Below are 14,387 nucleotides of genomic sequence, written 5' to 3' on the forward strand. Positions count from 1 at the left end.
TAAACGCCAATTGTGGCGATAAAGGACCGGCCTGCACCTTTGCGCCGTTACAAACCGGGGCCGTTACGACCCGGGTGTCCAGGCATCGTAGTCGCCCGTGACCTGCGGGCGATGCTGGTTGGTCAGCACCGAGCCCTTCGGGCGATAGGCCGCCGGCGTACCGGTCAGATTGGGCTCATGCGGCTTCTGCCAGTCGCGCGGCTTATAATTGTCGCTCGGGGGTGCCGTATCGACCCGGTGATGGATCCAGCCGTGCCAGCCGGGCGGGATCGCCGAGGCTTCCGAATAGTTGCGGTAGATGACCCAGCGGCGCGTGCGGCCTTCCGAATCGATGCCGCCCTCGTAATAGACATTGCCGGTCTCGTCCTGGCCGACTTTCTTGCCGAATCGCCAGGTGTGCAGGCGCGTCCCCAGCGTCTGGCTGTTCCACCAGGTGAAAAACTGCGTCAGGAAAGTCTTCATTTCGGAACCCTTCGCGCTGGCGGCGCCTATTTCCTGCTTATGGCGTCAGGCCTTCGCGAAGGCAAGGGTTTTGCCGCCGGGAGTGCGCAAATGGCGCGCCAGAGGCCGGATACGAGCCTGTGATCCCTGCAAGCGGCAGGATGCACGCTTGCCAAGCCTTTCCGCTCTTTCTAAAGCTCAGCGCCGATGCGGGTATCCATCCGGCAACGGGCCGAAGGAGGTGACGATTGGCCACGCAATTGCCGACCACCGACGTTCGCATCGGCGCCGAGCTGATTCGTCGCCGCAAGGGCGGCACGCCGTTGGTCTGCCTAACAGCCTACACCTATCCCGTCGCTCGCCTGCTCGACCCTCATGTCGACCTGCTTCTGGTCGGTGACAGCGTCGCCATGGTTCTGCATGGCCATGAGACGACACTAGGCGCCTCGCTCGAGATGATGATCGCGCACGGTCAAGCCGTGATGCGGGGCTCTGCCAGGGCTTGCGTGGTTGTCGACATGCCGGCCGGGACCTATGAGGACTCGCCGGCGCAGGCAGTCGTCTCGGCGCGGCGCATCGTTGGCGATACCGGCTGCCAGGCAGTGAAACTCGAAGGTGGCGTCGGCATGGCCGGGCAGATCGCGGCGATCGTGGCCGCCGGCATTCCCGTGATGGGTCATATCGGCCTGCTGCCGCAATCCGTGGAAAAGGATGGCGGCTACAAGATCAAGGGCCGCACGGATGAGAATGTCGCGGCGCTGACCGCCGACGCGCTCGCGGTCGAAAAGGCTGGAGCGTTCTCCGTGGTCATCGAAGGCACGATCGAGGCTGTCGCCGCCGATATCACACGCCGCATCGCCATACCGACCATCGGCATCGGCGCCAGCAGCAACTGCGACGGCCAGATCCTGGTGATCGACGACATGGTCGGGCTGACGGTCGACCGCGTGCCGAAATTCGTCAAGGAATACGCCGACCTGCGCAGCGTGATCGCGCAAGCCGCCGAGCGCTACGCATCGGAGGTGCGAAGCCGGACATTCCCCGGCCCCTCCCACATTTTTTCAAGCACGAACGGCGGAGATGAGGCATGAACCGGCCTGACGTCGTCGACAGCATCGCCGCGCTTCGCGCGCGGGTCCGCGACTGGCGACGCGATGGCCTGCGCGTCGCCATGGTGCCAACCATGGGCGCGTTGCATGACGGACATCTCTCCCTGATCCGGATCGCAAGGGAAAAAGCCGAGCGTTGCGTGGTGTCGATCTTCGTCAACCCGGCGCAGTTCGCGCCGAGCGAGGATCTCGACAAATACCCGCGCCAGCTCGCCCGCGACCTGGACATGCTGGCAATGGTCAAGGCCGATCTTGCCTTCACACCGGCGGTTGACGCGATGTATCCCGCCGGCTTTGCCACCAGAATCTCGGTCGGCGGCCCATCCGCCGGGCTCGAATCAAACTTTCGCCCCACGTTTTTCGAGGGCGTCGCCACCGTGGTGGCCAAACTCTTCCTGCAGGCAACGCCCGACTATGCGGTCTTTGGCGAAAAGGATTACCAGCAGCTCTGCGTCGTCAGGCAGCTCTGCCGCGACCTTGACCTGCCTGTCGAGATCATCGGCGCGCCGACCATACGCGATACGCATGGCCTCGCCATGTCGTCACGTAACGCCTATCTCGGCGAGGACGAACTCCAGATCGCCCGGGAGCTCAACGTGATCCTACGCAAGGCCGCAGCGGCGCTGGCGACAGGTGCCGGCCAGGAAGACGCGATCGCCGAAGCCATCCGCGCCCTGATCGCCACCGGTTTCCGGAAGGTCGACTATGTCGAGGCCCGCGAAAGCCTGACACTCGCGCCATGGCGGCACGACCGCGCGGGCCGCGTTCTCGCCGCCGCCTGGCTGGGAAAAACCAGGCTGATCGACAATGTGGCAGTTCCCGCCGCCCGAGTGTGAGCTTCAGCCTCTCGATCCGGTTCGCGAATCGGCATGCGCAAAAATGAAACCCGAATTGCCTATACGCGAACTGTCGCTGCCGCTGCGCTCACGCTGACCTCGGCTTTTACCCTTCCCCTACCCTGCTCACTGGATCTATTCCTCGGTCGGCATGTGCAGGTACATCGACTGGATGCCGACGCGACCCGGGCCGGTGAAGCGATTGACGATGAAGTTCATATTGGCGCCGAAGAAGCCGCTCGACAGGCGGTCGATCTTGGTTTCCATCCTGACCGAGGCATCCTTGAACAGCCAGCCGCCCGGCTCGATGTCGATGGTCTCGCCCGGTGCAAGCGTCTTTCCGAAGACATTGCCGTAACCGTGCAGCCAGACGATGCCGTCGCCGGCGTCGCCGCGAAACCGGTCGATGAAGAAGCCGCTCTGGCCGAACAGCATCGTCGCCAGGCCTCGTACACGCTCGAATGTGTAGTCGATATTGCCGGTGGCGGCGAGAAACTGATGTTCGCGCACCTGGATTTCCTCGCCGCGCCTGAGATGGATCGGCACGATGTGACCTGGCCCGTCGCGGCTGAAGGCGATGATGCCCGGCCCCGACGCTTCGGTGACGAAAATCTGCATGCCGGCCATCATGCGCTTCAATGCGCCCTTCAGCGATTTCAGGCCGATGGTGATGCTGGAGTTCTTCCACAACAGGATGTGGTGCTCGAAATAGACAGGCATGCGCGTCACATCGACCGAAAGCACGGGCACAAGTTCGCCCGCTATGTGATAGGTGACGCCGCCAAAGGTTTCGTCCGACACCTGTGTCGGCATCAGTTCCGGCAAGCTTGGCATGATTCCCCCCAGCGCCATGCCGCCGGTCGACGACAGGCCGTCACAGGCGCGTCAGCCACAGCAGCATTTGCCGAGGACGACCGTCAAATGAAAGCTGCGGTCGAGGGAGCTGCTCGCAACAACGTGATGCAGTCCCCGGGAGAATCAGCGCTCAGCGCTCAGCGACCGCTCAAGGATAAGCTCGGCAATGCCGGACTGTCCCGACCCGTGGTTGTCGGTCCGGCCGATCTGGACGAAACCGTTCCCCAGATAGAAGGCGACGGCGCGCCTGTTCTGTTCCGCGACCTGAAGACGTATGGCGCGGGCTTCCGGAAAGCTCTCGATCACCTCGTCGAGCAACGTGCCGCCGATGCCTCGGCCTTGCAGATCGGGTGCGACAAGAAGCTGGTGCAGATCGACCACGGCGCCGCCCTCAGCGCTTTCGGCATGGGCGACGCCGCCGATGCGTTTGCTATCGTCGGCGACCAGGAACTCGGCATTGGGCCGTTCCAGGCTCGCTTTCAGTTTCGCCGGCGAATACCAGATATCGATAACCTCATTGATCCGCCCGGCACCGTAGATCGCATCGTAAGTCGCATGCCAGGTTTGGACCAGCAGCGCGCGGATGGCACCGAGGTCGCGCTCTCCGGCGGTGCGCACGAACATGGCGGCTACTCTATGCCGAGCTTGGCCTTGACGAGGTCGTTGACCGCCTGCGGGTTGGCCTTGCCGCCGGTTGCCTTCATCACCTGACCGACGAACCAGCCGGCCATGGTCGGCTTGGCGCGCGCCTGTTCGACCTTGTCCGGATTGGCCGCGATCACCTCGTCGACCGCCTTCTCGATGGCGCCGGTGTCGGTGACCTGCTTCATGCCACGGCTTTCGACCAGCTCGCGCGGATCGCCGCCCTCATTCCAGACGATCTCGAACAGGTCCTTGGCGATCTTGCCGGAAATCGTGCCATCCTTGATCAGGTCGATGACGGCACCAAGCTGATCTGGTGAAACCGGAGCGCTTTCAATGTCCTTGCCGGCCTTGTTCAATTGTCCGAGCAGATCGTTGATAACCCAGTTGGCGGCTAGCTTGCCGTCGCGGCCGGCAGCCACCTTCTCGAAATAGTCGGCGATCGATTTTTCCGACACCAGGATCGAGGCATCATAGGTCGACAGGCCGAGCGAGGAGACCAACCGCGCCTTCTTGTCGTCGGGCAGTTCCGGCAATTCCCTGGCCAGCGCATCGACATAGGCCTGGTCGAACTCCAGCGGCAGAAGATCGGGATCGGGGAAATAGCGATAGTCGTGCGCCTCTTCCTTGGAGCGCATCGAGCGGGTCTCGCCTTTGACGGCGTCGAACAGCCGTGTCTCCTGTTCGATCTTGCCGCCGTCCTCCAGGATGGCGATCTGGCGGCGCGCCTCATAGTCGATGGCTTGGCCGATGAAGCGGATCGAGTTCATGTTCTTGATCTCGCAGCGCGTGCCGAAGGCCCCCCCTGGGCGGCGTACCGAGACATTGACGTCGGCTCGCAGCGAGCCTTCGTCCATGTTGCCGTCGCAGGTGCCGAGATAGCGCATGATGGTGCGCAGCTTGGTCACATAGGCCTTGGCTTCGTCGCCAGAGCGCATGTCGGGCTTCGACACGATCTCCATCAGGGCGACGCCGGAGCGATTGAGATCGACATAGGACATGGTCGGGTGCTGGTCGTGCAGCGACTTGCCGGCATCCTGTTCCAGATGCAGCCGCTCGATGCCGACCTCGATGTCTTCGAATTCGCCCTGGCGGTCGGGACCGACCGACACGATCACGGTGCCCTCGCCGACGATCGGCTGCTTGAACTGCGAGATCTGATAGCCCTGCGGCAGGTCAGGGTAAAAATAGTTCTTCCGGTCGAAGACCGACTTGTGATTGATCTGCGCCTTCAGGCCGAGGCCGGTGCGGATCGCCTGCTTGACGCATTCCTCGTTGATCACGGGCAGCATGCCCGGCATTGCCGCATCGACCAGGCTGACATTGGCATTGGGTGCCGCACCGAAAGCGGTCGAAGCGCCAGAGAAAAGTTTTGCCTCCGAAATGACCTGCGCGTGCACCTCGAGGCCGATGATGATCTCCCAGTCGCCGGTGGCGCCTGATATCAGGCGTTTTGCGTCGGGTGTGCGGGTATCGATGATGCTCATAGCCTGCCGTCAAATTTCGGATGAATGCCGAATGCGCTGCACATTCAGCAGGTACAAATCGTACCCGCTTCGCTAGTGCAAACCGCCAAAAGAGACAAGCGCAAACCCTCGGCGCTTGTGGGGACAGCGCATCCTCCACCACCTCGCACGGCGGTCCCTACAGCATCACAAGGGGGTCTGGAGCTCGTCCGCTCCGAACTCGACAACCGGTAGACCATCGGTTCCGCCGGCCGCCCTCCGACCGGCGGTTTTCTTTCATCGCCTCAGGCGGTGGCGATGTAGGCGCGTATTTCCTCGGCCTCGCGCTCGACATCCTCGATGCGACGCTTGACCACGTCGCCGATGGATATGATGCCATCCAGCAGGCCATCCTTCTCCACGGGCAGATGGCGGAAGCGCCCCCTGGTCATGATCTCCATCACCTCGTTGACGGTGTGGTTCTCATTACAGATCTTCACCTTCGGCGTCATTGCCGAGCGCACTGCAATGTCGAGTGCGGCGGCTCCTTCCTTGGCGATCACCCGCACGATGTCGCGCTCGGAGAGGATGCCGACGATCTTTCGATCGCCATTGGTGATAACCAGTGCGCCGATCTTGTGTTCTGTGAGGATGCGGATGGCTTCACTGAGTTTTTCGTTTGGCCCGAGCGTCAACACGTCATGGCCTTTTTGCTCCAGAATGGCCTTAACCGTCATGGCGTCCTCCTCTACTTTGCCAACCGGTTCCTGCCCTGGCCGGCTTTCACTTGAGAGTGAACATCGTGCGCCGTGATCGGTTGCATTTCAAGTGTGATCGGGGGCTTCCCACTTTGGCGCCTGCCATCGCCGGTCGAACCAGCGCAGGCCGAAGAAGCCGGTGACAAAACCGCCAATATGGGCCTCCCAGGCGATCTGGCCCTCTACACCGGGGGCAAAGCCAAGCAGGCCGGTGGCAAGATTGATGATCATCCACATGGCGAGGAAGATCACGACGCCGCGCGAGCGCAAAACACTCGCGATCGGCAGCACGGGACCGGCGAAGGCCGCCTTGCCGGCCGAACGGTCGGTGCGGAAACCGAAACGCGCGGCCGCACCCATCATGCCCGATATGGCGCCAGATGCACCCACCAGCGGCGCCTCGCCATAAGGGTGCATGGCCCAGAACAGCGCCACGGAAGCCAGCCCGGTAGCAGCGAAGAACAGGGCGAACCAGAGCCCGCCAAGGCGATTGGCCAGTGGCGAGCCAAAGGCGGCAAGCCAGACCATGTTGATGGCGATATGGGCAAAGCCGCCATGCATGAAGGCATAGGTGAAGGGGCGGGTAAACAGGAACCAGTCGAAGCCGTACTGCCCGGTGTAAAGGACAGGGATGAAGGCCCCGTCGTACAGCAGCGTCATTTGCTGTGCATCGCTGAGTACGTACTGCTGCAGCAGATAGACGACCGCGCAAATGCCGATCACCGCCAGCACGATCGGCGGCAGGTTGAATACCGGCTCGCGCGCCGGCGGAGGCACGCTCTCGACCTGTTCGGTCTCGGAAGGATTTACCGGTTCGCTCATCTGCAATCGCACTCGGTGCTGGTTCGATCTGGCGAGCATCTAGATCACCGCCAATGGAACCGCAAACGGCGAATCGTCCCGGTGCGAATCAAAAGAAGCCGTCCAAGGTTTCCCTTGAACGGCTGGTCGAGTCCCCTGTTACCCCGAAACTCTTGACTGAAGTGCTGCCGATCGTCGCGAAACGACCGCTTTTGGAGTGGTTTTGGTGTGCCACAGGGCTCGCCTAGGCGCAACGTAAACTACTTGTTAACCTTAACGGCCCCGACCCGTGAACAAGTGTTAACGACGCTGGCACGCTTCCTGCTCCGCAACGCATGTAGGTCATCGGAGGGCGCCCTTCTGTTCACCGATGGGACATCAGACGACAGAATGCGCGGAGCAGCATACCATGAACCAAAACGGATCGATCACGCTGTTCCATTATTGGAACCGACTGCGTGACGGGCGCCCTGCTCCGAAGCGATCGGAAGTCGAGCCGGCCGATATCAAGTCGCTGTTGGCCGATACGTTCATCCTGGAAAGGGACACCCGCGGGCAAGCCGTATTCCGCCTCGCCGGCACCAGGCTCTGCGCCTGCTATGGCCGCGAACTCAAGGGGTTCTCCTTCCCGTCACTGTGGCGCGAGAAGGATCAGCGGCTGGTCTCGCGGCTGATTCAAGGAGTTTTCGACCAGAAATCCGTCGTGCTGATGATGTTCGAGGGGTTCAGCCGCAACGGCCGTTCCAACAAGTTCGAATTGCTTGCCTTGCCGCTTGACGGCGGCGTCGAAAACCCGCGCTGCCTCGGCGTGGTCAGCGCCGCGGAGAAGCCATTCTGGCTGGGTGCCGATCCGATCACGGACGCACTGATCGATTCTATCCGCGTCATCGACCCGGAGAAGGAGCTCCTGAACAACCGTCCGGCGATCAGCGTTCCCTCGCTCGTTCCCGACGACATCGAGGCGCCCGAAACGATCTCGGCACTCGGCCGCGCGCGCCGCATCCGCCATCTCGTCGTCTTCGATGGCGGGCGCGAGGAATAGTTGACAATCGTACGGTCCCGCCAGCCCGTTTTTCCCCTTTGTTAACCCGTTTTGTTGTAGTTCTCTGCTGAAGTTCCTCGCATCCACGCGCGGGAATGCCAAACGGGGTGTAGGCAGTCATGAGGTCAGCGGCGGTCGACTATGCGCCGTCCCAAGCTGAAAGGCGTAACTTTCAGCGCGTCCGGGTCAAGATATACGGGCGATTCATGCTGGAAGACCGCACCGAGCATCCTTGCCAAGTCGTCGACATGTCGCCCGGCAACGTTGCGTTGCGCACTGACCGCGTCGGCATGCCTGGCGAAAAGGTCATCGCCTATATCGACCATATCGGCCGCATCGAGGGCGTCGTCACGCGTACGTTGCAGGACGGCTTCGCGATGACCGTGATTGCGTCCGACCGCAAGAAGGACAAGCTTGCCGCGCAATTGACCTGGCTTGCCAACAAGCACGAGCTTGACTTGCCGGAAGACCGCCGCCACGAGCGCGTGGCGCCGCGCAACCCGACCAGCGTGCTGCAGCTCACCGACGGCCGCCAGTACCAGTGCCGGATCATCGACCTGTCGCTGTCCGGCGCCGCGATCGAGATCGACGTCAAGCCGGCGATCGGCGTCCAGGTCATGCTGGGCACCATGCGCGGCCAGATCGTTCGTCATTTCGAGGATGGCGTCGCCATCGAGTTCGCCGTCATCCAGCGCCCCGAAACGCTTGATTCCGAGTTCAACACGCCGCGCGCCTGACCGGATCGGGCAGCACGCCTCAATCAAACCGGCCCTTCGGGGCCGGTTTTTTGTTGTGGCAACCGCCATTGAAATTTCTCGGAAGCGCCAGAACCGCTCTGACAGCCTGAGCGTCATCTGTGGTGCCTGATGCAAGACCCCATACCTAACGGGCTGGACGCGATCCAAACAAATCAATACTCAAATGATTCAAATTTTAGGTTTATTATATGGACGTTTTACTTAATATCTACTTCGCACCTTTGCGTCAAATAAATCCGCCTGTGGCAATGTCTCCTTCGAACGGGGAGACTAGAAATGAAAAAAACGAGGGGCAAGCTGTTGCTGATGGCAATGGCGATGCAGCTTTCCGCTTGGGGATCAGCATATGCCGCGGGACCGGCCTTTATGCACACCGCCGGCCGCACCACTCAGCCCGTTGGCCATTATGAATTCTGCCAGCGCATCCCTGGCGAATGCAACGAAAAGACGCCAAAGGGCGCGCCGGTCGAGCTGACCCGCAAGCTCTGGGCGACGATCGTCAATATCAACAATTCAGTCAACACCCGCATCAAGCCGCGCACCGACATGGAAAACTATGGTGTCGAGGAGTACTGGGCCTATCCGGACAATGGCTATGGCGATTGCGAGGACTACGCGCTGGAAAAGCGCCGCGAACTCATGGATGTTGGCGTGGCCGCCGGCGACCTGCTGATGACTGTCGCGCGCCAACCCAATGGCGACGGCCACGCCGTGCTGACCGTGCGCACCAGCCTTGGTGAGTTCATTCTCGACAATCTGGAAACCAAGGTGCTGTCCTGGACGGACACCGACTACACCTATCTCAAGCGTCAATCGACGGAGAATTCCGGCGTTTGGGTGACGATCAACGACGGCCGCTCCGACGCGGTCGCCAGCGTCCGCTAGGGATGCAGATGCAGGCCGCGGCTTTGTGACAGCGGCATGCATGAACCGAGATCAAGCGCGTCGCCTTGACGCGACGCGCTTAAGGAGAAACCCGGTCGAGTCCCCACCCTCCCCGTCCCCAACGACCGGGTCAAAGGAGCCGGCCCCGTCCCCGGGCCGGCTCCGCCATTTCTGGACAGGACCTTACTATGGCAAGTTTCCAACGGTTTAGACTTTGTTAGCTGAAAGATCTGACTGACAACCGTCTTCCTCCCACTATTCCGGTCACTCGACGGTCGCATCGGCGGCCGCTATGTTTTGCCGGAAGGCTCGGCCAGAGCAACTCTGGAGACGCCAGTCAAAGAAAGCGCCGCATGCCGACAGAAGCCAGATCTCCACGCCTTGCGGTTCTCATCGATGCAGACAATGCTTCCGCCAAGATTGCGGATGGCTTGTTCGAAGAGATCGCGAGGATCGGCGAGGCCAGTGTCCGCCGCATCTAAGGCGATTTCTCGCACGCGATCATCCCCCAACAGCAGTTCGCCTATACGACGGGAAAGAATGCGTCTGATATTACTCTGGTGATCGATGCCATGGACCTACTCCACAGCGGTCGCCTTGATGGCTTCTGCCTGGTTTCGTCCGACAGCGACTTCACGAGACTTGCCGCTCGTATCCGCGAACAAGGCGTCGATGTGTTCGGCTTTGGAGAACAGAAAACCCCGGAGAGTTTCCGGCAGGCATGTCGACGTTTCGTTTACACCGAAAACCTTCTCCCTGGCGTGGCGAACGTTCAAGACGCGGCGCCGGCAAAAAGGCCACTTCAGTCGCCAAGCGCAGCAACCCCAATGTTGAAGAAAGCCATCGGCCAGATGGATAGCGAGGATGGGTGGGTGCTTCTCGGCACCTTCGGTAAGCAACTCTCAAATCTCTTTTCCGATTTCGACCCCCGCACCTATGGCTTCAGCAAGCTAAGCGATCTGGTGAGAGAAACCGCTGCATTCGAAATCGAAAAACCTAAAGGCGGGGCTATGCGAATACGCCTCCAACCTGCTGCCCCGAAAAAGGCGAAAAACAAATTCGGATAGGTGCCGGAGTTCTGTTCCTGTCCGGCTTCCCAGGGACAGTCAACCAATGCACTATCGGCTGTCCATCCCGTTTCGGATCATGGTTATGTTGGAAATCCCGGAAGATCGGTGCGAACACCATCGGCTGTTCAGGGCCATCGACGACGCCTTCAAGGTCGGAGATTTCGGGACTTTGGGCGCACTTCTGGGCGGCTCACGACGCTGGTTTGACGAACAGATGCCGTTCGAGCTCGGCCTCGGGCATCCTCTGGAATACGCGATCTATTGGAGTCCCCTCGCCTTCATTTCCACCCTGCTGAGCGCGGGTTCAAATCCGAACTACAGCCATCACGGCGGATTTCCGTCGATCATTGCGGTGCTCTCCACGGAGCGCGCTGACAAATTGGAAATCATGCGGATCTTGATTGATGCTGGCGCGGATCTCGACATGCGGGGCGTGAACGACTGGACGCCGCTTCACTATGCGGTGGCGGTCCGCGACGCCGATGCGATCCGCCTGCTTCTGTCGGCCGGCGCCGACCCCTCGCTCAAAACGCGCGTCGATGACCATGCAACAGCCCTGGAAGGAGCGGAGCATGCGGGCTTCGATGCTGGCGCCACGCTGCTGCGCGAGGCGATGACCAGGCGTGGCTCCGACGACACCAGTCGATAGGCCTCAAAGCTTTTTCAGCCCCGCCTTGAAGCGCCTGCCATTGGCGACGTAATGCGCGGCCGAGCCGCGCAGCCTTTCGACGGCCGCGTCGTCCAGCACACGGATCGCCTTGGCCGGCGAGCCGACGATCAGCGAATTGTCCGGAAATTCTTTGCCTTCGGTGACCAAGGCACCGGCGCCGACCAGCGAATTCCTTCCGATCCTGGCGCCGTTCAGCACGATGGCGCCCATGCCGATCAGGCTGTTGTCACCGATCGTGCAACCATGCAGCATGGCCCGGTGGCCAATCGTGCAGCCCTGCCCGATCGTGAGCGGAAAGCCGGGGTCGGTATGCATGACCGTGTGTTCCTGCACATTGGTGTCGGCGCCGATGACGATCGGCTCGTTGTCGCCACGAATGATGGCGCCGAACCAGAAGCCGGCATTGCGGCCGACCCTGACGTCGCCGATCAGCGTCGCGTCGGGCGCGACCCAGTTCGATTCTGCGTCGGCGAAGCTGGGTTCTGTTCCATTGATCGCATAAAGCGGCATTGTCGGCCTCCGAATCGTCTCAGGCTGGAATGCCGGACCCTAGGAGACGGATCGTCCATGAGGCAATGGCAAGCACGACGATGCCCAGCACCAGGGACCATGTGATCGCCGTACAGCCGCATGACAAGAGCGCCATTGTCGAAATGCGGTTCTCGCGCCGGGCATCGAGGGCATCGTTGACCAGCATGAACGGCCCCGCACAAGCGGTCGCCGCTAGCGAGCGCACCACATGCGAAGGCGAGACGTAAGGTTCGGCGAAGGCGACCTTGCGGCCAGACACCAGTTCCATCGCCGAGCCAGCCAGCCCGCACGCCGTCAGCCCGACGACAAAAGCAAACAGAGTGAGTTCGATCTGGCCCATCTTTACCGTCCATTTACCATGAAACTGCACAGTCGCTCCACAAGGCTGCAAGAGCCATGCCGAGCGATGTGTGCCGCCAAGGGACACCCAAGGGCGCAAGCAAGCTGGATCCGAGGACCGAGATGAAGCAGGCAGCGATCGCCGACGGCCCTGAACTCACCGTGGTCGATTCCATGCTGATGAAGCGGGTGTTCTACGCCTTCGCGGCGTTGGCGCTGCTGTCGATGGCGATCAGTCTTGGCGGCAAATGGTTCGGCCGTTCCATCGCCATGGCCGGATACACCGACGACACAACAGTGCGCGAGGTGGTGATCGGCAACAATGTGATTTCCGTGCCGGCCAATTTCATCCGTTTCGAGCAGGCCCGCCGCGACGGTATTGCCTCACGTCTCGATCTTTATCTGCGCTATCCCCAGATGGACGGCTACAGCGAGGCGGCCCGCGACGATTTCAACCATTCCGGAACCAACAGGAACATCATTTTTCTGTCCTTCGAACTGCGGATGATGTCGCGCGACATGAGCGGCCGGTTCGCGCCGATCTACAGTGCGCTGATCGTCCAGCCCGGCATTCCGGGCCCTGGCGCCACGACGGTCTACGGCTTCAATGAAAAATCAGGCTATCTGAACGAGGTGCTGGTGTTCGGCAAGCGCGGGGGCAAGGACCCCTTCGTGGCCCGCTGCCTGAGCGGACCGAGTGCCGGCGAATCGCTGGCGCCCTGCGAGCGGGACATCCATGTCGGCGACGATCTCAGCCTCACCTACCGTTTTCCCAGGGAATTCCTTGGCGACTGGCAGGCGCTCGACGCTGCGATCACGGCCGAGGCAGGACGTATCCTGAAAACCGGACATTGACGGACCGGTGGGGCAGGCCGCGCTCGGCGTGGCCCGCCCTCGGATTGCGGGCTCAGCCCAGATCGATGTCGAGGATCGCCATCGAGAAATTGTAGTCGCCGTCGTCCTCGTCCTTGAAGACAATGCCGAGGAACTCCTCACCGACATACACTTCGGCCGAATCTTCCTTGCGGGGCCGTGCCTTGACCATAAGCTTGGGGTTCTGGAAGACGCGCTTGAAATAGGCGTCCAGCTTTCTGATTTCGTCCGGCTTCAACAGTCTTCTCCGATCATCGGCTTGCTGGTTTGAACGGCGCTTCTGGCACGTCGACAATGGCGATGTAAAGGCAAGCCGGCCGTATTGCACCGGAAGCGGCAGCGCCGCCGGGCAAAACGCGGTCACGGGCGGAGGACGCGCCGGCGTGAAAAATCAGATGTCGAAGCTGACGACCTGGTCCATCGACTGCGACGGCAGGAGCTGGTCCATCTGGCGCGAAGGCTGATCGCAGCCGGTTTCGCCGACGACGCGGGCCGGCACGCCGGCGACCGTCTTGTTGTGCGGCACGGGCGACAGCACCACCGATCCGGCGGCGATCTTGGAGCAATGGCCGACTTCGATATTGCCGAGAATCTTGGCTCCGGCGCCGATCAGCACGCCACGGCGAATCTTGGGATGACGGTCGCCGCCGGCCTTGCCGGTACCGCCCAGCGTCACGCCGTGCAGGATCGACACGTCGTCCTCGATGACCGCGGTCTCGCCGACGACAAGACCGGTGGCGTGATCGATGAAGATGCCCTTGCCGATGCGCGCCGCCGGGTTGATATCGGTCTGGAAGACCGACGATGAGCGGCTTTGAAGGTAGAGAGCGAAATCCTTGCGGCCCTGGTTCCACAGCCAGTGCGCCAGCCGATGGGTCTGGATGGCGTGAAAGCCTTTGAAATAGAGCACCGGCATGATGAACCGGTCGCAGGCCGGGTCGCGGTCATAATAGGCCTGGATGTCGACGCGCACCGTCGTCGGCCAGTCCTTGTCATCGGCCAGCATCGACTTGAAGGTCTGGCGGATGAGATCGGAACCGATATCCTGATGGGCAAGCCGCTCCGCGATCCTATGAATGACCGCTTCCTCCAGACTCTCCTGGTTGAGGATCGTCGAATAGAGGAACGCGGCCAGCAACGGATCGCGGTTGACCGCTTCCATGGCTTCGTCACGGATGGAGCGCCAGATCGGATCGACCGGCTGCAATGCGCCGTGGCGGGAAATGCTGATGCTGTTCATCGACGTCTTGTCCTGCGTCCTGCGGGCTTGCCTGTTGTGCGGCCGCACATATAAGCCAGATCATAGCACGGTTGAACTCAATTTTCCTTAGT

The 14,387-nt window shown here is 61.4% G+C and carries 17 protein-coding genes and 1 pseudogene; 8 read left to right on the forward strand and 10 right to left on the reverse strand.

The genetic code is table 11. From position 1 onward, the window contains the following. Positions 1–63: 63 nt before the first annotated feature. Complete coding sequence (locus FJ934_RS04585; protein WP_140607477.1) at positions 64–462, reverse strand: NADH:ubiquinone oxidoreductase subunit NDUFA12; 399 nt, start codon at positions 460–462, stop codon at positions 64–66. A 227-nt stretch (positions 463–689) separates the two neighbouring features. Here FJ934_RS04585 and panB point away from each other — a divergent pair, with 227 nt between their 5' ends. Both panB and panC read left to right on the forward strand, forming a co-directional pair. Beyond that, positions 690–1,532 carry a 3-methyl-2-oxobutanoate hydroxymethyltransferase gene (gene panB, locus FJ934_RS04590; protein WP_140607478.1) on the forward strand — a complete coding sequence of 281 codons (843 nt, stop codon included), beginning with the start codon at positions 690–692 and terminating at the stop codon, positions 1,530–1,532. Then, positions 1,529–2,386 (forward strand): pantoate--beta-alanine ligase, encoded by an 858-nt coding sequence (panC, locus tag FJ934_RS04595; RefSeq protein WP_140607479.1) that lies wholly within the window; start codon positions 1,529–1,531, stop codon positions 2,384–2,386. The genes panB and panC overlap by 4 nt, the downstream gene beginning before the upstream one ends. A gap of 135 nt (positions 2,387–2,521) precedes the next feature. On the opposite strand, the gene FJ934_RS04600 is transcribed toward panC, so the two are convergent. From FJ934_RS04600 to FJ934_RS04620, 5 genes are all read right to left on the reverse strand, one after another. Beyond that, the gene (locus FJ934_RS04600; RefSeq protein ID WP_140607480.1) at positions 2,522–3,220 is read right to left on the reverse strand and encodes an AIM24 family protein; all 699 of its coding nucleotides are present in this window, start codon (positions 3,218–3,220) and stop codon (positions 2,522–2,524) included. A 144-nt stretch (positions 3,221–3,364) separates the two neighbouring features. Then, entirely contained in the window at positions 3,365–3,865 is a 501-nt protein-coding gene (locus FJ934_RS04605) for a GNAT family N-acetyltransferase (protein WP_140607481.1), read from the reverse strand. A 5-nt stretch (positions 3,866–3,870) separates the two neighbouring features. Further along, positions 3,871–5,370, reverse strand: a complete 1,500-nt coding sequence (gatB, locus tag FJ934_RS04610; protein ID WP_140607482.1) for an Asp-tRNA(Asn)/Glu-tRNA(Gln) amidotransferase subunit GatB — start codon at positions 5,368–5,370, stop codon at positions 3,871–3,873. 263 nt (positions 5,371–5,633) lie between these two features. Next, positions 5,634–6,065: a CBS domain-containing protein gene (locus FJ934_RS04615; RefSeq protein ID WP_140607483.1), complete on the reverse strand. Its 432-nt coding sequence runs from the start codon at positions 6,063–6,065 to the stop codon at positions 5,634–5,636. A gap of 87 nt (positions 6,066–6,152) precedes the next feature. Next, a complete protein-coding gene (locus FJ934_RS04620; protein ID WP_140607484.1) occupies positions 6,153–6,908 on the reverse strand; it encodes a rhomboid family intramembrane serine protease in 756 nt (251 codons plus the stop codon). Between the two features lie 388 nt (positions 6,909–7,296). Here FJ934_RS04620 and FJ934_RS04625 point away from each other — a divergent pair, with 388 nt between their 5' ends. From FJ934_RS04625 to FJ934_RS04645, 5 genes and pseudogenes are all read left to right on the forward strand, one after another. After that, a complete protein-coding gene (locus tag FJ934_RS04625; RefSeq protein ID WP_140607485.1) occupies positions 7,297–7,929 on the forward strand; it encodes a PAS domain-containing protein in 633 nt (210 codons plus the stop codon). 119 nt (positions 7,930–8,048) lie between these two features. Continuing rightward, positions 8,049–8,666, forward strand: coding sequence for a PilZ domain-containing protein (locus FJ934_RS04630; RefSeq protein WP_091578409.1), 618 nt, complete (start codon positions 8,049–8,051; stop codon positions 8,664–8,666). Between the two features lie 297 nt (positions 8,667–8,963). After that, positions 8,964–9,572 (forward strand): transglutaminase-like cysteine peptidase, encoded by a 609-nt coding sequence (locus tag FJ934_RS04635; RefSeq protein ID WP_140607486.1) that lies wholly within the window; start codon positions 8,964–8,966, stop codon positions 9,570–9,572. A 353-nt stretch (positions 9,573–9,925) separates the two neighbouring features. Continuing rightward, positions 9,926–10,639 (forward strand): annotated as a pseudogene (locus tag FJ934_RS04640) (NYN domain-containing protein). Between the two features lie 85 nt (positions 10,640–10,724). Beyond that, positions 10,725–11,291, forward strand: a complete 567-nt coding sequence (locus FJ934_RS04645) for an ankyrin repeat domain-containing protein (RefSeq protein ID WP_181165528.1) — start codon at positions 10,725–10,727, stop codon at positions 11,289–11,291. A 3-nt stretch (positions 11,292–11,294) separates the two neighbouring features. On the opposite strand, the gene FJ934_RS04650 is transcribed toward FJ934_RS04645, so the two are convergent. Together FJ934_RS04650 and FJ934_RS04655 are read right to left on the reverse strand one after the other, a co-directional pair. Then, positions 11,295–11,822 carry a gamma carbonic anhydrase family protein gene (locus FJ934_RS04650; protein ID WP_140607488.1) on the reverse strand — a complete coding sequence of 176 codons (528 nt, stop codon included), beginning with the start codon at positions 11,820–11,822 and terminating at the stop codon, positions 11,295–11,297. Between the two features lie 19 nt (positions 11,823–11,841). Then, entirely contained in the window at positions 11,842–12,183 is a 342-nt protein-coding gene (locus FJ934_RS04655; protein WP_140607489.1) for a hypothetical protein, read from the reverse strand. 122 nt (positions 12,184–12,305) lie between these two features. Between FJ934_RS04655 and FJ934_RS04660 the strand changes: the two genes are divergently transcribed. Then, positions 12,306–13,037: a hypothetical protein gene (locus FJ934_RS04660; RefSeq protein ID WP_140607490.1), complete on the forward strand. Its 732-nt coding sequence runs from the start codon at positions 12,306–12,308 to the stop codon at positions 13,035–13,037. Between the two features lie 52 nt (positions 13,038–13,089). On the opposite strand, the gene FJ934_RS04665 is transcribed toward FJ934_RS04660, so the two are convergent. Continuing rightward, a complete protein-coding gene (locus tag FJ934_RS04665) occupies positions 13,090–13,293 on the reverse strand; it encodes a DUF3126 family protein (RefSeq protein WP_140607491.1) in 204 nt (67 codons plus the stop codon). Positions 13,294–13,446: 153 nt separating this feature from the next. After that, positions 13,447–14,295, reverse strand: coding sequence for a serine O-acetyltransferase (gene cysE / locus FJ934_RS04670; protein WP_140607492.1), 849 nt, complete (start codon positions 14,293–14,295; stop codon positions 13,447–13,449). Positions 14,296–14,387: the final 92 nt, after the last annotated feature.

The organism is Mesorhizobium sp. B2-4-12, assembly GCF_006441575.1.
In the GTDB taxonomy this organism is placed as follows: domain Bacteria; phylum Pseudomonadota; class Alphaproteobacteria; order Rhizobiales; family Rhizobiaceae; genus Mesorhizobium.